Source organism: Pseudonocardia sp. DR1-2 (assembly GCF_023717215.1).
GTDB lineage: Bacteria > Actinomycetota > Actinomycetes > Mycobacteriales > Pseudonocardiaceae > Pseudonocardia > Pseudonocardia alni.
Map to the genome: position 1 here is coordinate 580,407 of NZ_JAMQOF010000004.1, position 15,463 is coordinate 595,869.

Below are 15,463 nucleotides of genomic sequence, written 5' to 3' on the forward strand. Positions count from 1 at the left end.
GCTCCACTCCTGCCGATCATGGTCGGCAGCCGCAGGACTCCCGGTGCACGAAGGTCGTCGGCAGTCGCAGCGAGCGCCGCTGCGCCTCGGGCTCGGCCATGCGGCGCAGCAGCAGCCGGACCGCCTCGCGCCCGATGTCCGCGAACGGCTGCGCGACGACGGTGAGGCGCGGGCTGAACGCATCCGCCCACGGGAAGTCGTCGAACGCGGCCAGCGCCAGGTCCCCGGGGATGTGCAGGCCCAGGTCGTGGGCGGCCTGGACGGCGCCGATCGTCATCGCGTTGTTGCCGGTGACCAGCGCGGCGGGCCGCTCGGGCGAGGCCAGCAGCTCGCGCACGACGACGCGGGCGGGCTCGCTGTCCGAGCGCCCCTCCACCACCGGCCCGGGCGGGAGGCCGGCCCGGCGCATCCCGAGGCGGTACCCGGCGAGGCGCTCGACGGTCGTCGCGAGCCCGGCCAGGCCGGCGACGAAGCCGATGCTCGCGTGCCCGGCCTCGGCCAGGTGGGTGACCAGCCCGGCGACGGGCTCGACGTTCTCCGAGCCGACCTCGTCCAGCTCGCCGTCGAGCATCCGGTCGACCAGCACCGTCGGCACGCCCTGTGCGGCGAGCGCCTCGAGGGTCGCGGTGGAGTCGCCCGAGGGGGCGAACAGCACGCCGTCGACGCGGCTGCGGAGCTGCGCGACGGCCGTCGCCTCGTAGCCCGGGTCGTCGTGCGGGTCGGCGAGCAGCAGGGTGTGCCCGGCCGCGGCGGACTCGTCCTCGATCGCGTGCAGCAGCTCGCCCAGGTACGGGTTGGAGATCGCCGACAGCGCGAGCCCGACGGTCCGGGTGCGCGCGGTCGCGAGCGAGCGTGCGGCGGCGTTGGGTGTGTAGTGCACCTGCGCCATCGCGGCCAGCACCTGCTCGCGGGTGGTCTCCCGGACGGGCCGGGTGCCGTTCAGGACGTGGGACACGGTCGCGGTGGAGACCCCGGCGAGCCGGGCGACCTCGGCCATGGTCGCGATCACGCACCTCCGAGGCGGGTCACGGGTTGGCGACAGCGTACAGGCAACCGGTTGCGCAAGCGGTTACTCCACGCATACCGTGCACCGGTCATACCGGACGGACGTGTCCCGGACCACACCGTTGCACACCCGTCGGAGCCCTCGACGACGAGGAGAGTGCCCGTGCGCCCGAGAACCAGGTCGCGTCCCGCCGTCCTCACCGCGCTGCTGGCGGTCATCGGTCTCGCCCTCACCGGCTGCGCCGGGGCCGGCACGTTCGGCCTGCCTCAGGGCACGCGGATCGTGACGATCGCGATCGTGTCCAACCCGCAGATGGAGGACGCGATCGAGCTCAGCCCCCGGTTCGAGGCCGAGAATCCCGGCATCACCGTGCGCTTCGTGAGCCTGTCCGAGAACGAGGCCCGCGCGAAGATCACCGCGTCGGTCGCCACCGGCGGCGACGAGTTCGACGCCGTGATGATCTCGAACTACGAGACCCCCCAGTGGGCCCGCAACGGCTGGCTGGTCGACCTCGACCCGCTGATGGACGCCACCCCCGGCTACGACCGGGACGACTTCACACCGACCATCCGCGGCGCCCTGTCCGGCCCCGACGGACACATGTACTCGGTGCCGTTCTACGGCGAGTCCGCGTTCCTGATGTACCGCAAGGACCTGTTCGAGCAGGCCGGGCTGACGATGCCCGCGAAGCCGACCTGGGACCAGGTCGCGCAGTTCGCCGACCGACTCACCGACCGCGAGCAGGGCCGCGGTGGCATCTGCCTGCGCGGCAAGCCCGGCTGGGGCGAGGTCATGGCCCCGGTCGACGCGATGATCAACTCCTACGGCGGCCGCTGGTTCGACGACCGGTGGAACGCCCAGCTGACCTCCCCCGAGGTGCGCAAGGCGGTCAACTTCTACGTCGACCTCGTCCGCCGCGACGGCCAGGCCGGCGCCGCGGGCTCCGGGTTCTCCGAGTGCGGCAACCAGTTCAGCCAGGGCAACACCGCGATGTGGTTCGACGCCACCGTCGCCGCAGGTCTGCTGGAGGACCCGGCCCAGTCCAACGTCGCCGGGAAGGTCGGCTACGCGCCGGCGCCGACCGGCGTCGACGGCCTGTCCTCGGGCTGGCTGTACTCGTGGGCGCTGGCCATCCCCCGCACCACCGCGGAGAAGGGCCCCGAGCAGGTCGACGCGACCTGGAAGTTCCTGTCCTGGATGACGTCCAAGCCGTACCAGAAGATGGTCGGCGAGGAGCTCGGCTGGACCTCGGTCCCGCCCGGCGCCCGCCAGTCGACCTACCGGATCCCCGAGTACGTCGCGGCGTCGAAGGCCTACGCGCCGCAGACCATCGCCGCGATCAACGCCGCCGACCAGGACCGGCCGACCCGCGACCCCGTCCCGTACACCGGGCTGCAGTTCGTCGGGATCCCCGAGTTCCAGGACCTGGGGACCCGGGTCAGCCAGCAGATCTCCGCGGCCATCGCCGGGCAGCAGACCGCTGACGAGGCCCTTGACCAGGCCCAGCAGTACGCCGAGACCGTCGGCGAGTCCTACCAGCAGAGCGGGGGCGACCGGTGACGACCACAGAGGCACCACCGCAGGCGGCACCGGAACGGCAGACCTCACCGGCCGCGGAGCGCCGCGACGGCTGGATCCGCCGGGCACCGCTGCTGCCCGCGCTGATCTTCACGATCATCGTCACGCAGCTGCCGTTCCTGGTGACGATCTGGTACTCGCTGCAGTCCTGGAACCTGGTGCGCCCCGGCAGCCAGCGCTTCGTCGGGCTGGAGAACTACGCGACGGTGTTCACCGACTCGCAGTTCCGCGGCGTCGCGCTGAACTCGATCCTGCTCACCCTGGGCGCGGTCGCGATCGCGATGGTGCTCGGGCTGCTGATCGCGCTGCTGCTCAACCGCGCGTTCCTCGGCCGCGGCATCGTCCGGACGCTGATCATCACGCCGTTCCTGATCACTCCGGTCGCCGGTGCGCTGCTGTGGAAGTCGGTGCTGTTCGACCCCACCTACGGCCTGGTGAACTTCCTGCTCTCGCCGTTCGGCGCCGGGCAGACCGACTGGGTGTCCACCTTCCCGCGGGCCGCGGTGATCATCGCGCTGGTGTGGCAGTGGACGCCGTTCATGATGCTGCTGATCCTCGCCGGGCTCGGCTCCCAGCCGCAGGAGGTCCTCGAGGCCGCCCGGATGGACGGGGCGACCGGGTTCGCGGTGTTCCGCGAGGTGACGCTGCCGCACCTGCAGCGGTTCATCGAGCTCGGTGTCGTGCTCGGCGCCATCTACCTGGTCAACACGTTCGACACGATCTACATGATGACCCAGGGCGGTCCGGGTACGGCGTCGGCGAACCTGCCGTTCTACATCTACCAGCGGGCGTTCCTGGGCTTCGACATCGGCGAGTCCGCCGCGATGGGCGTGGTCACCGTGGTGGCGACGATCATCGTCGCCACCCTGGCGCTGCGCCTGATCTTCCGCAGCTTCTCCGCCGCCGAGGAGGCGTGATGACCGCAGTCGCCGAACGGACCTCCACCCCCGCGACGACGCCGCGGAAGGCGCCGCGCGGGGCCGGGCCGCTGCTGAGCGTGCTGGCCTGGATCGTCGGGCTCGGGTTCTTCTTCCCCGTGCTGTGGATGGTGATGACCGCCTTCAAGACCGAGGCGCAGGCCGTCACGATCCCGCCGACGGTGTTCTTCGTCCCCACGTTCGACAACTTCGCCGAGGTGTTCGGCGGCGGGGTCGGGCCCTACCTGCTCAACTCGCTGTTCGCGACGGTCGCCTCGACGGTCCTGGTGCTCCTGCTGGGCACCCCGGCCGCCTTCGCGCTGTCGCTGCGGCCGGTGCGCAAGACCCAGGACGTGCTGTTCTTCTTCATCTCGACCAAGATGCTGCCGGTCGTCGCGGCGATCGTGCCGATCTACGTCGTCGTGAACTACCTGGGTGCCCTGGACAACATCTGGACGCTCGTCGTGCTCTACACGGCGATGAACCTGCCGATCGCGGTGTGGATGATGCGGTCGTTCTTCCTGGAGGTCCCCAAGGAGCTCCTGGAGGCCGCGAGCATGGACGGGGCGTCGCTGTGGCGCTCGCTGCGCGAGGTCGTGCTGCCGATCATCTCGCCCGGCATGGCCGCCACCGCGCTGATCTGCATGATCTTCGCCTGGAACGAGTTCTTCTTCGCGGTGAACCTGACCGCCTCGCGGGCCGCGACCGTGCCCGTGTACCTCGTCGGGTTCATCACCTCCGAGGGTCTGTACTTCGCCAGTCTCTGCGCGGCGGCCACCGTGGCCGCGCTGCCGGTCGTCATCGCCGGCTGGATCGCCCAGAACAAGCTGGTCCAGGGCCTGTCCTTCGGGGCCGTCAAGTGATCGTGTTCGTGACCAGGATGGGAGCCCGCCGTGGCTGACGTGGTGTTCGACCAGGCATCTCGGATCTACACCCCCGGAGCCAAGCCGGCCGTCGACCGGCTGGACCTGACGATCGAGGACGGCGAGTTCGTCGTGCTCGTCGGGCCGTCCGGATCGGGCAAGTCGACGGCGCTGCGGATGCTCGCGGGCCTCGAGGAGATCGACGGCGGCTCGATCCGGATCGACGGCGAGAACATGGTCGGGGTCCCCTCCCGGGACCGGGACATCGCCATGGTGTTCCAGAACTACGCGCTCTACCCGAACAAGACCGTCGGGGAGAACATGGCCTTCCCGCTGAAGATGGCCGGGATCGACAAGGCCGAGCGCGCGGTCAAGGTCAAGGAGGCCGCCGAGATCCTCGGCCTGACCGACTACCTCGATCGCAAGCCGCGCGCCCTGTCCGGCGGCCAGCGCCAGCGCGTCGCGATGGGCCGGGCGATCGTGCGCGAGCCGCGGGTCTTCCTGATGGACGAGCCGCTGTCGAACCTCGACGCGAAGATGCGGGTGCAGACCCGCACCGAGATCGCGGCGCTGCAGCGACGTCTGGGCGTCACCACCGTCTACGTCACCCACGACCAGGTCGAGGCCATGACGATGGGCGACCGCGTCGCGCTGCTCGCCGACGGGAAGCTGCAGCAGTTCGCCAGCCCGGCCGACCTGTACGACCGGCCGCAGAACGCGTTCGTCGCCGGGTTCATCGGTTCGCCGGCGATGAACCTGTTCACCGCGAAGGTGACCGAGCGCGGGGTGACCCTCGCCGGGCGGGAGGTCGCGCTGCCCCAGGACGTCCGGTCGACGATCGGGGCGCACCAGCTCACCGAGGTGACCCTGGGCATCCGTCCCGAGCAGTGGACGGTCTCCCCCGACGGCGGCGAGGGCATCCCGGCCCGGGTCGACGTCGTCGAAGAGCTCGGGTCCGACGCCTACCTCTACGGCACCCTGGCCGAGTCCTCCGGCGACCTGTCGGCGACGGCGTCGCTGACCGGCTCGCGCGACGACGCCGTCGTCGTGCGGACCGCGGGGCGCACCGGGGCGCGGCGCGGGGACCGGGTCGCACTGACGCCGTCGACCGAGGGGCTGCACCTGTTCCACCCGGAGAGCGGCGACCGGCTCTGAGCGGGTCCGCCCGGCGACGCGAGGGGGTCGCCGGGCGGGCCGGCCCGGACGCGACGCGGCGAGCTGCGAGGGGGACGCCGGGCTGGTCAGCCCGGATGCGACGCGGCGAGCTGTCCGCAGGCCGCGTCGATCTCCTGGCCGCGGGTGTCGCGGACGGTGCAGGCGACGCCTGCCGCGCGCACCCGGCGCACGAACTCCTCCTCGACGGGCTTCGGCGAGGCGTCCCACTCGCTGCCCGGCGTCGGGTTCAGCGGGATGAGGTTGACGTGCACCCGGGACGTGCCGATGTGCTGCCGCAGGACCTTCGCCAGCATGTCGGCGCGCCACGGCTGGTCGTTCACGTCGCGGATCAGCGCGTACTCGATGGAGACGCGGCGGCCGGTCGTGGTGGCGTAGCGCCGGCCCGCGTCGAGGACCTCGGCCACCTTCCACCGGTTGTTGACCGGTACGAGGGTGTCGCGCAGCTCGTCGTCCGGGCAGTGCAGCGAGATGGCCAGGGTGACCGGGATCCCCTCCTCGCGGAGCCGGTCGATCGCCGGGACGAGCCCGACGGTGGACACGGTGACCCCGCGCGCGGAGATGCCCAGCCCGTCCGGGGCCGGCTCGGTGATCCGGCGGACGGCGGCGACGACCCGCTTGTAGTTGGCGAGCGGCTCGCCCATCCCCATGAACACGACGTTCGACAGCCGGGTCGGCTCGTCCAGTACGCCGTCGCGGGCCTGGGCGGCGGCGCGGCGGACCTGGTCGACGATCTCGGCGGTCGACAGGTTGCGCTGCAGGCCGCCCTGGCCGGTGGCGCAGAACGGGCACGCCATCCCGCAGCCGGCCTGGCTGGAGATGCAGACCGTCGCCCGGTCCGGGTAGCGCATCAGCACGCTCTCGGCGAGCACGCCGTCGTGGCCGCGCCACAACGTCTTGCGGGTGGCGCCGCCGTCGCAGGCCTTCTCGGTCAGCGGCGTGACCAGCGGCGGGAGCAGCGGGCGCAGCTTCTCCCGGACGTCACCCCCGAGGTCGCTCATGGTGTCGAGGTCGTCGGTGAGACGACCGAACCAGTGGCGGGCCAACTGGTCGAGGCGGAACCGCGGTACGCCGAGCTCCTGCGCGACGGCGGCACGGTCGGCCGGGTCGACGTCGGCGAGGTGGCGGGGCGGAGTACCGCGGCGGGGTGCGTCGAAGACGAGCGGGAGGCTGGACATGGCACCTCCAGTGTGCCAGCCCGGCCGCGGGTCAGCGGATCCCGGGGATCCGCACGTTGTAGCGCCGGGACAGGTCCTCCAGGATCCCGAGCCTGCGCGCGGCCGCGACCCACAGCACGATCCCGGCGCAGAGCCCGGTCACCGGCACCGCGGACCCGGTCCCCTGGCCCTGGTAGGTCAGGGCCAGGAAGGCGCCGAACGCGGCGATGAGCAGCACCAGGCCGCCGGTCGCGACGAGGCTGCGCTCCTCCAGCACGGTGGACGCCTGGATCAGCAGCACCCCGACGAGGGCGGCGGACAGGGCGGTGGCCAGCTCGCCGTAGTCGACCAGGGACAGCAGCGACGGAAGCAGCACGATCCCGGCGACGCCGATCACGATCAGCCGCTGCATCCGCCGCTTCCGCTCGGGGTGCAGGGTCACCGCCATCGCGGCGTTGCGCCGGCGCACGATCCACAGGTACGCGGTCAGGAAGATCCCGAGCGCGACGAGGACGGTGGCGAACCCGTTCCCGAGACCGCCCGCACCGACCACCCAGGCCAGCAGGCCCAGGACGATCTCCAGGCTCGGCACGGGAACGCCCAGCGACGGCTGGCGCATCGTGTACGGCATGCATCCACGGTAGCGAGAGCGGCCCGGGACACGGCGCAGGTGTGGCGGAACGACACACCCGTCCCACCTCGAACCGGACATCATGGGAGGCTCGTCACGTGCCCGGGTCCCCGAGCCCCGGGCCGCCACCACCACACCGCCGGGCCCGCCCGGCCTCCCCCAGGAGAGCCATGACCCTCCCCACGACGTCCTCCACCGAGCCCGACCCCGCCCCGCGCGCCGGAGGGCCCGCCCTCGGCCGCCGCGCGATGATCGCCGGTGCCGGCGTGGCCGCGATCGGCGCGGTCGCCGCCTGCGGTGGCGGCGGTTCCAGCACCACCGCAGGCGGCGGGCAGGCCCAGACCGGGGACGCCCCGGAGGGCTCCCCCGGCACCGTCCTCGGCCCGGCGTCCGCGGTGCCGGTCGGCGGCGGCGCGATCTACGCCGACGCGCAGGTCGTCGTCACCCAGCCGCAGCAGGGGACGTTCACCGGCCTGTCCGCGATCTGCCCGCACCAGGGCTGCACCGTCAGCCAGGTCACCGACGGCCAGATCGTCTGCCCGTGCCACAACAGCCGCTTCTCCCTCGACGGCGCCGTCGTCGACGGGCCGGCCCAGCGGCCGCTCGACCCGCGGCAGGTCACCGTCGCGGACGGGTCGATCACCCTGGCCTGAGGCCGCTCCCGGCGCCGCGGGCTCAGGACGGCAGGACGAGGCCGTCGGCGCGGCGCCGGGTGTGGAGCCGGTAGCCCACGCGCACGGTGCGGTCGGCGACGTCGTCGATCGCCCGGCGCGCGGTCCGGGCGGAGAACTCGATGCGCAGGACCTCCTCCAGGTCCGCGCGGGTGTCGAACCGCCAGGTCGAGACGACCCGGCGCAGCGCGAAGCCGTGGGCGGCGAAGAACCGGTCGACCGCGGGCGGGTCGTAGCGGGGCAGGTCGGCACGCAGCCACGTCCCGTACGGCCGCACCGTGAAGTCCAGGTCGACGACGGCGAGCACCCCGCCCGGGCGCAGTACCCGCTCGGCCTCGGCGAGCCCCGGTTCACAGCCCGGCCCGAAGAAGTACGCGGTGCGGGCATGGACCAGGTCCGCGCAGGCATCGGGCAGCGGGAGCCGCTCGGCGCCCGCGGCGTGCACGGTGATGCGGTCGTCTCCGGCCACGCGCCGTCGTGCCCGTTCGACCAGCGGCGGGTGCGGCTCGACACCGGTGACGGTGGCAGCCTGCTCGGCGAAGCGCGGCAGGTGGAAGCCGTCCCCGCAGCCGACGTCGACGACGTCGGCCCCCGCCCAGCCGCCGGTCCCGTCCCACAGCGCGGCCCAGAGCTCGCCGTCGGCGTCCTGGGCGCGGTTCTCGATCTCGTAGACCTCGGGCCAGTTCCAGATGTTCGGGCTGGGGATGGCCGGGCCGGGCTTCGGCTGACCGCCGAACCCCTGGTAGGTGCGCTTCACGCGACCGGGACGACGATCCCGAGGATCGCCCAGGCGACGAACGCGGTCGGCAGCAGCGAGTCCAGACGGTCCATCAGACCGCCGTGCCCGGGCAGCAGGTTGCCCATGTCCTTGACCCCGATGTCGCGCTTCACCAGCGACTCGACCAGGTCGCCCAGGGTGGCCGTCGCGACGAGCAGCGCACCGACGAGCGGCCCCCAGTACCAGGGCGCGTCCAGCATCAGACCGATGCAGAGCGAGCCCGCGGCCATCCCGGCGACCAGCGAACCGGCGAAGCCCTCCCAGGACTTCTTCGGGCTGATCGTGGGGGCCATCGGGTGCCGGCCCGCGACGACGCCCGCCGCGTACCCGCCGACGTCGGAGGCGACCACGCAGAGCAGGAAGGTCAGGACCCGGCCCACGCCGTCCGGGGCGACGGTCAGCTGCACGGCGAAGGCCACGAGCAGCGGGACGTAGACCGCGACGAACAGCGAGGCGCTGATGTCGCGCACGAAGTGCGCGGCGCCGGTCCGCATCCGCCACAGCAGGCAGCCCAGCACCGTCGCGGCGAGGGCGACCGCGGCCCCGTAGAGGCCGAACGGCCAGGACAGCCAGACGACGGCCTGGCCGCCGACCAGCAGCACCGGCAGCGAGACCCGGATGTCGGCACCCCGGCGCAGCGCGCCCGCGAGCTCCCAGGTGCCCACCGCGGTGACGCAGGCGAGCACCAGGACGAAGCCCTGACGCTGGATCAGCAGGCTCAGCAGGATGATGACGCCGAGCCCGACGCCGACCGCGATCGCCGCGACGAGGTTGCGGCCCAGCCGGGACCGCTTGTACCCCTTCTGCCCCCGGACGGGCTTCGGCCCGTCCGGGTTCGCCGACACACCGGCCGGCCCGTCACCGGGGAGGTCGGAGGTCACGGGGACGGCGGCGTCGAAGGAGGAGGGCACCGGGCTCAGACCTCGAGGAGCTCGGATTCCTTGTTCTTGACCAGCTCGTCGATCTGCGCGACGTAGCGGTCCGTGACGCCCTGCAGCTCCTTCTCGGCGCGGGCGACCTCGTCCTCGCCTGCCTCACCGTCACGCTGGATGCGGTGCAGCTCGTCCATCGCCTTGCGGCGCAGGCCGCGGAGCACGACACGCGCGTCCTCGCCCTTGCCGCGGGCGACCTTGACCATGTCCCGGCGCCGCTCCTCGGAGAGCTGCGGGATGATCACGCGGATGATCTGCCCGTCGTTGGACGGGTTGACCCCGAGGTCCGAGTCGGCGATGGCCTTCTCGAGCTGCTTGAGCTGGCTGGCGTCGTAGGGCTTGATGACCGCCATCCGCGCCTCGGGGATCGACACCGAGGCGAGCTGGTTCAGCGGGGTCCACGCGCCGTAGTAGTCCACGACGATCCGGGAGAACATGTTCGGAGTGGCCCGGCCGGTACGCACCGACGCCAGATCGTCACGGGCGACCGTGACGGCCTTCTCCATCTTCTCCTCGACGTCGAAGAGGGTTTCCTCGATCACGGTTGCATCCCCCGGCCTGGTCGTACTCGCTGGCGGTCACGATCCTCTCACCCTCCGCCCGGGCGGTGCGCGGAGCACCACCCGGGCGGGGGTGGGAAGGATCAGTTCTGGCCGACCTCGAAGCGCACGAAGTCGGTGATGGTCAGACCCGCCTCGTCGGCGACGGCCTTGACCGACTTCTTCGGGTCGACGACGGAGGCCTGCTCCAGGAGCACGACGTCCTTGTAGTAGCCGTTGACCCGGCCCTCGACGATGCGGGGCAGGACCTGCTCGGGCTTGCCCTCCTCGCGGGCGGTCGCCTCCGCGATCTTCTTCTCGTTCTCGACGATCTCGGCGGGGACCTGCTCACGGGTCAGGTACTCCGGCCGGGCCGCCGCGACCTGCATCGCGAGACCGCGGGCGGCCTCGGCGTCGTCGCCGGAGTAGGCGAGCAGGACGCCGATCTGCGGGGGCAGGTCGGTGGCGCGCTTGTGCAAGTAGACGGCCGACTGGCCGGCGACCTGGGCGTAGCGCTTCAGCTCGAACTTCTCGCCGATGCGGGCGGACAGGGCCTGCACGGCCTCGCCCACGGTGCCGTCCTCGAGCTTGGTCTCGCGCAGGGCGTCGAGGTCGGCCGGCTTCTCGGCGACCGCGGTGGCCAGGATCTTCTCGGCCAGCGCGATGAAGTCGTCGGACTTGGCGACGAAGTCGGTCTCGCAGTCCAGCTCGACCAGGGTGCCGCCGTCGGCGACGACCAGGCCGTTGGCGGTGGCGCGCTCGGCGCGCTTGCCCACGTCCTTCGCGCCCTTGATGCGGAGGAGCTCGACGGCCTTGTCGAAGTCGCCCTCGGACTCCTCGAGCGCCTTCTTGCAGTCCATCATCCCGGAGCCGGTGAGCTCACGGAGCCGCTTGACGTCGGCGGCGGTGTAGTTCGCCATCGGGTGTCTCTCGTCCTCTGGGTCGTGACGGGAATGGATCACCGGGTCGCGTCCGGCGGGCCCACGGTGCGTGGGCCCGCCGGACGCGCGCACTCAGTTCTGGGTGCCGTTGCTGGTGGAGGCGGGGGCGGCCGCGGCCGCCGCACCGTCGCCACCGGCGGCGGAGAGGCTGGCACCGTCGGAGCCGACCTCGTTGCCCGCCAGGACGTCCTGCTCCCACTCGGCGAGCGGCTGCTCGGCGGCGGCCTCGCCACCCTCGCCCCGGCGCTGGCCACGGGAGACCAGACCGTCGGCGGCGGCCTTGGCGATGACCTTGGTCAGCAGCGCGGCCGAGCGGATCGCGTCGTCGTTGCCCGGGATCGGGAAGTCGACCTCGTCCGGGTCGCAGTTCGTGTCCAGGATGGAGACCACCGGGATCTTGAGCTTCCGGGCCTCGCCGACGGCGATGTGCTCCTTCTTGGTGTCCACGATCCAGACGGCGGACGGGACCTTGGACATGTCGCGAATACCGCCGAGGGTCTTCTCGAGCTTGTCCTTCTCACGGGTCAGCGTGAGGATCTCGCGCTTCGAGCGGCCCTCGAAGCCACCGTTCTGCTCCATCGCCTCGAGCTCCTTGAGGCGCTGCAGGCGACGGTGGACGGTCTGGAAGTTGGTGAGCATGCCGCCCAGCCAGCGCTGGTTGACGTACGGCATGTTGACCCGGGCCGCCTCCTCGGCGATGACCTCCTGGGCCTGCTTCTTGGTGCCGACGAACATGATCGTCCCGCCGTGCGCGACGGTCTCGCGCACGAACTCGTAGGCGCGGTCGATGTACGACAGCGTCTGCTGGAGGTCGATGATGTAGATGCCGTTGCGCTCGGTGAGGATGTAGCGCTTCATCTTCGGGTTCCAGCGACGGGTCTGGTGCCCGAAGTGCACGCCGCTGTCGAGCAGCTGCTTCATGGTGACGACGGCCATGGCCTGCGATCACCTCTCGGTCGGGCGCGGCGGATGCCGCGCAGGCGGTTCGTGGGCCCACCGGTCGGTGGACCACCCTGGCGCCCGCGGCGGAGCCGGACCCGCTCCCCCTGGTCACACGTGAGCGTGACGTCGGGATCGCAGGACCGCCCGGCCTCCGCTCCCGACGCCGTACCCTGGGGGAACGGCGCGACGGGCGAGCGGGCGCGCGAAGTCACCACGACGGACGTGGTGCGGGCTCCAGTGTACGCCGGGGCCTCCGGGCCGATCGCGGCGGAGCCCGGTTCCGGCGGCGGCTGTCCACAACCGGCCGGTACGTCCCCAGGACGACGGTCCACCCCGGCGACGAGCGGTCGTCGTCGCAGGCTGGACGGGTGCCTCTCCCCTCGCCGTCCGCTCCCCCGCCCCGGGACCCGCGTCACGCGTCCCTCCCCGGATGGCGGACCGGGCTACGGGCGGGGGCGGTGCTGCTCGCCGTGGTCGTGACCGGAGCGGCGCTCGTGCCGCCGGGGGCGGCGGTCGCCGCACCGGTGGTCCCTTCACCGGTGGTCGCGGCACCGGCGGTCGCGGCGTCGGCGGTCGCGGCGTCGGCGGTCGCGGCGTCGGCGGTCGCGGCGTCGGCGGTCGCGGCGTCGGGGACCACCGTCCCGGCTCCGGAGCCACCTCCCGGGGCCGACGGCATCCCGCACCCGCCCGGCGCCGGGCCCGCTCCGGGCGGGCCCCCGGACGGAGCGGGCCCGGCGCCCGCGCCGCCGCGGCCGCCCGGAGCGGGGATCCCGGCCCCGGGGGCGGACTACGCCTGGCCGCTGCTCCCGCCCCCGGCGGTCACCGCGGTGTTCCGCAAGCCCGCGTTCCGCTACGGCCGCGGGCACCGCGGCGCCGACCTCGGCGGCTCCCCCGGGCAGGCGGTGCTCGTCGCACGGGAGGGGGTGGTGGTGTTCGCCGGGCGGATCGCCGGGCGCGGCGTCGTCTCCGTCGACCACCCCGACGGGCTGCGGAGCACCTACGAACCGGTGAGCGCCGTCGTCGTCGCCGGTGCGCGGCTCGCCGGGGGCGACCCGGTGGGGACGCTGGAACCCGGGCACATCGGGTGCCCCGTCGCGGCCTGCCTGCACTGGGGCGTGCGCCGGGAGCGGCTCGACCACCTGGACCCACTGGTCCTGCTGCGGCCTCCCCGGGTGCGGCTGCTCCCCTGGGAGGGGGCGCCGGAGCCCGCGGAGGACGCTCCGGACCGGGTCAGCCCGCCAGCGCCGGCTGCATCGACGCCCGCAGCCGGGTGATCACCCGGGCGTGCAGCTGGCAGACCCGGGACTCGGTGACCCCGAGGACCCCGCCGATCTCGGCCAGCGTCCGGTTCTCGACGTAGTAGAGATGCAGGACCAGCCGGTCCCGCTCCCCCAGCAGCCCGATCGCGGCACGCAGCTCCGCCCCGGTCTCCCTCCGGACCGCCGCGGTCACCGGGTCCACCGAGTCGTCGGCCGGGAGCGTCGACAGCGGCGAGCCCGCCGGGCCGCCCGCGCCGAGGTCCTCGGCGCTGACCAGGTACATCGGCCGCCGGGCCTGACGGAGGTCGCGCACCGCGACGCCCAGCTCCGCGGCGAGCTCGCCGTCGGTCGCGGGGCGCCCGGCGCGGAACTGCACCGCCTCACGGGCCCGTTCGACCTCGCGGCTGCGCGCCCGCACGGTGCGGGGCACCCAGTCCTGGGCACGCAGCTCGTCGAGCATGGCGCCCCGGACCCGCTGGGCCGCGTAGGCCTCGAAGCGGATCCCGCGGGCGGGGTCGAACCGGTCGACGGCCTCCATCAGGCCGAACGTCCCGGACTGCAGCAGGTCGGCGAGCTCGATCGACGACGGCAGCCGCACCGCCAGCTTCGCCCCCACGCCGCGCACGAGCGGGGCGTGGTGCTCGACCAGGCGTCGTCGCGCGGCGGGGGCGCGGGTGGCGAGGAACTCGCGCCACAGCGGCACGACGGCCGGCTCGACGGTCTCGTTCAGGTGACCCGGTGCGGCGTCGGGCGTGTCGCGGGGCGCCCGGCCCGTCGCCGGGACGAGGGCGATGCACGCGGGGGCCGCGCCCGCCGACGGTCGTCCGGTGGTGGCGTCGAGGGGGCCGCGGCGCGGGTGCCCGGGTGGGTCGGGGACCGGTCCGAGGACGGCCGCGCGGGGCAGGTCGGCCCCTGCGGCCCTCCGGTCGAGGGCCGTGGCCAGGGCGGTGGGGAACGCGTCGGGACGGCGGGGCGTCGTGGGGGACGCCTCAGGCCCGAGGGTGCGCCTGGTCATGAACCACCTTCAACCGGTCGACGGTCACATGCGTGTAGAGCTGTGTCGTCGACAGCGTAGCGTGACCGAGTAACTCCTGTACGTAACGAAGGTCGGCTCCGCCCTCGAGCAGATGGGTCGCCGCGGCGTGCCGCAGACCGTGCGGTCCGACGTCGGGGACGCCCGGTACCGCCCGGATCGCGCGGTGCACGACGGTCCGGGCGACGCGCGGGTCCAGCCGCCCGCCCCGCACGCCCAGCAGCAGCGCCGGCGGAGACGACGGGGTCGCCAGCGCCGATCGGCCGTGGTCGAGCCAGCGGCGCAGGGCGCGCGCGGCGGGCACCCCGAACACGACGGTCCGTTCCCGGTCGCCCTTGCCCCGGACCCGCAGCGTACGGGCGGACTCGTCGACCGCCCCGACGTCCAGCCCGCACAGCTCCGCGACCCGGATCCCGGTCGCGTAGAGCAGTTCGAGGACCAGCAGGTCGCGCAGCGCCTCCGGGGCGTCCTCGGCCGCGCCGGAGGTCACGGCGGCCAGCACCGCCGCGGTCTCCGCCGCGGCAGGCACCTCCGGCAGGACGGTGCCCGCGCGCGGCGACCCGAGCCGGGCGGCCGGGTCGTGGTCGAGCCGCCCGGTGCGCACCGCCCAGGCGCAGAACGTGCGGGCCGCGGCGGTGCGCCGGGCGACGGTGGCCCGCCCGGCGCCTGCGGCGTGCGTCGCGCCGAGCCGCCGACGCAGGTGGTCCAGGTCGAGCGCACCGAGGCCGGGGAGCCCGCGCAGCAGGTCGGTGAGGTCCGAGCGGTAGCCGCGGACGGTGTGCGGCGAACGGTTCCGCTCGTGGCGCAGGTGCCCGGTGAACTCCTCGACGGCGGTGGCGACGTCCGGCGCGAGCCCGTCACCGGCGGCGGCCCCGTCGCTGCCCGCCGGCCCGGCGCTCCCTGCGGACCCGGCGCCCGCGGCACGGGCGCCCGCCGGGCCCACGGCCGGCCCGTCGACCGCGCCGGGGACCGGCTCGGTGGCCGCGGGACCGGACGACCCCGCGGGACCGGAGGACTCTGTGCGCGCCATGCCCGGACGGTCC

General features: G+C 73.5%; 16 protein-coding genes. 6 read left to right on the plus strand and 10 right to left on the minus strand.

From position 1 onward, the window contains the following. Positions 1-16 precede the first annotated feature (16 nt). The gene (locus tag ND486_RS15045; protein WP_251784829.1) at positions 17-1,009 is read right to left on the minus strand and encodes a LacI family DNA-binding transcriptional regulator; all 993 of its coding nucleotides are present in this window, start codon (positions 1,007-1,009) and stop codon (positions 17-19) included. Between the two features lie 159 nt (positions 1,010-1,168). Between ND486_RS15045 and ND486_RS15050 the strand changes: the two genes are divergently transcribed. The 4 genes from ND486_RS15050 to ND486_RS15065 are packed head-to-tail and all read left to right on the plus strand — an operon-like array spanning position 1,169 to position 5,519. After that, positions 1,169-2,566 carry a sugar ABC transporter substrate-binding protein gene (locus tag ND486_RS15050; RefSeq protein ID WP_226369757.1) on the plus strand — a complete coding sequence of 466 codons (1,398 nt, stop codon included), beginning with the start codon at positions 1,169-1,171 and terminating at the stop codon, positions 2,564-2,566. Continuing rightward, the gene (locus ND486_RS15055) at positions 2,563-3,501 is read left to right on the plus strand and encodes a carbohydrate ABC transporter permease (RefSeq protein ID WP_373324099.1); all 939 of its coding nucleotides are present in this window, start codon (positions 2,563-2,565) and stop codon (positions 3,499-3,501) included. The genes ND486_RS15050 and ND486_RS15055 overlap by 4 nt, the downstream gene beginning before the upstream one ends. Beyond that, positions 3,501-4,364 (plus strand): carbohydrate ABC transporter permease, encoded by an 864-nt coding sequence (locus ND486_RS15060; RefSeq protein WP_224403201.1) that lies wholly within the window; start codon positions 3,501-3,503, stop codon positions 4,362-4,364. The genes ND486_RS15055 and ND486_RS15060 overlap by 1 nt, the downstream gene beginning before the upstream one ends. Positions 4,365-4,394: 30 nt before the next feature. Beyond that, the gene (locus tag ND486_RS15065; RefSeq protein ID WP_062401042.1) at positions 4,395-5,519 is read left to right on the plus strand and encodes an ABC transporter ATP-binding protein; all 1,125 of its coding nucleotides are present in this window, start codon (positions 4,395-4,397) and stop codon (positions 5,517-5,519) included. Positions 5,520-5,605: 86 nt separating this feature from the next. Here the strand turns inward: ND486_RS15065 and rlmN are convergent, their stop codons facing one another. Next, positions 5,606-6,715, minus strand: coding sequence for a 23S rRNA (adenine(2503)-C(2))-methyltransferase RlmN (gene rlmN / locus ND486_RS15070; RefSeq protein WP_062401040.1), 1,110 nt, complete (start codon positions 6,713-6,715; stop codon positions 5,606-5,608). Between the two features lie 31 nt (positions 6,716-6,746). Continuing rightward, entirely contained in the window at positions 6,747-7,325 is a 579-nt protein-coding gene (locus tag ND486_RS15075; RefSeq protein WP_251784830.1) for a hypothetical protein, read from the minus strand. Positions 7,326-7,495: 170 nt separating this feature from the next. Between ND486_RS15075 and ND486_RS15080 the strand changes: the two genes are divergently transcribed. Next, positions 7,496-7,978 (plus strand): Rieske (2Fe-2S) protein, encoded by a 483-nt coding sequence (locus ND486_RS15080; protein WP_251784831.1) that lies wholly within the window; start codon positions 7,496-7,498, stop codon positions 7,976-7,978. A 22-nt stretch (positions 7,979-8,000) separates the two neighbouring features. On the opposite strand, the gene ND486_RS15085 is transcribed toward ND486_RS15080, so the two are convergent. From ND486_RS15085 to rpsB, 5 genes are all read right to left on the minus strand, one after another. Beyond that, positions 8,001-8,753: a class I SAM-dependent methyltransferase gene (locus ND486_RS15085; RefSeq protein WP_251784832.1), complete on the minus strand. Its 753-nt coding sequence runs from the start codon at positions 8,751-8,753 to the stop codon at positions 8,001-8,003. Next, positions 8,750-9,685 (minus strand): phosphatidate cytidylyltransferase, encoded by a 936-nt coding sequence (locus ND486_RS15090; RefSeq protein ID WP_251784833.1) that lies wholly within the window; start codon positions 9,683-9,685, stop codon positions 8,750-8,752. The genes ND486_RS15085 and ND486_RS15090 overlap by 4 nt, the downstream gene beginning before the upstream one ends. A gap of 5 nt (positions 9,686-9,690) precedes the next feature. Then, positions 9,691-10,248, minus strand: coding sequence for a ribosome recycling factor (gene frr / locus ND486_RS15095; protein WP_020622047.1), 558 nt, complete (start codon positions 10,246-10,248; stop codon positions 9,691-9,693). Between the two features lie 101 nt (positions 10,249-10,349). Further along, on the minus strand, positions 10,350-11,165 hold the full coding sequence (gene tsf, locus ND486_RS15100; protein ID WP_251784834.1) for a translation elongation factor Ts: 816 nt from the start codon (positions 11,163-11,165) through the stop codon (positions 10,350-10,352). Positions 11,166-11,258: 93 nt separating this feature from the next. Continuing rightward, positions 11,259-12,122: a 30S ribosomal protein S2 gene (gene rpsB, locus ND486_RS15105; RefSeq protein ID WP_062401033.1), complete on the minus strand. Its 864-nt coding sequence runs from the start codon at positions 12,120-12,122 to the stop codon at positions 11,259-11,261. A gap of 464 nt (positions 12,123-12,586) precedes the next feature. Here rpsB and ND486_RS15110 point away from each other — a divergent pair, with 464 nt between their 5' ends. Beyond that, positions 12,587-13,402: a M23 family metallopeptidase gene (locus ND486_RS15110; protein WP_251784835.1), complete on the plus strand. Its 816-nt coding sequence runs from the start codon at positions 12,587-12,589 to the stop codon at positions 13,400-13,402. Here the strand turns inward: ND486_RS15110 and ND486_RS15115 are convergent. Further along, positions 13,359-14,402 carry a FliA/WhiG family RNA polymerase sigma factor gene (locus ND486_RS15115; RefSeq protein WP_251784836.1) on the minus strand — a complete coding sequence of 348 codons (1,044 nt, stop codon included), beginning with the start codon at positions 14,400-14,402 and terminating at the stop codon, positions 13,359-13,361. The genes ND486_RS15110 and ND486_RS15115 overlap by 44 nt on opposite strands. After that, complete coding sequence (locus ND486_RS15120) at positions 14,377-15,450, minus strand: tyrosine-type recombinase/integrase (RefSeq protein WP_251784837.1); 1,074 nt, start codon at positions 15,448-15,450, stop codon at positions 14,377-14,379. The genes ND486_RS15115 and ND486_RS15120 overlap by 26 nt, the downstream gene beginning before the upstream one ends. Between the last annotated feature and the right edge of the window lie 13 nt (positions 15,451-15,463).

Excerpts from the sequence above, each read along its gene's own strand:
- rpsB (WP_062401033.1), bottom strand. The coding sequence starts at position 12,122 with ATGGCCGTCGTCACCATGAAGCAGCTGCTCGACAGCGGCGTGCACTTC.
- ND486_RS15120 (WP_251784837.1), bottom strand. The coding sequence starts at position 15,450 with ATGGCGCGCACAGAGTCCTCCGGTCCCGCGGGGTCGTCCGGTCCCGCG.
- rlmN (WP_062401040.1), bottom strand. The coding sequence starts at position 6,715 with ATGTCCAGCCTCCCGCTCGTCTTCGACGCACCCCGCCGCGGTACTCCG.
- ND486_RS15075 (WP_251784830.1), bottom strand. The coding sequence starts at position 7,325 with ATGCCGTACACGATGCGCCAGCCGTCGCTGGGCGTTCCCGTGCCGAGC.
- ND486_RS15060 (WP_224403201.1), top strand. The coding sequence starts at position 3,501 with ATGACCGCAGTCGCCGAACGGACCTCCACCCCCGCGACGACGCCGCGG.
- tsf (WP_251784834.1), bottom strand. The coding sequence starts at position 11,165 with ATGGCGAACTACACCGCCGCCGACGTCAAGCGGCTCCGTGAGCTCACC.
- ND486_RS15115 (WP_251784836.1), bottom strand. The coding sequence starts at position 14,402 with ATGACCAGGCGCACCCTCGGGCCTGAGGCGTCCCCCACGACGCCCCGC.
- ND486_RS15080 (WP_251784831.1), top strand. The coding sequence starts at position 7,496 with ATGACCCTCCCCACGACGTCCTCCACCGAGCCCGACCCCGCCCCGCGC.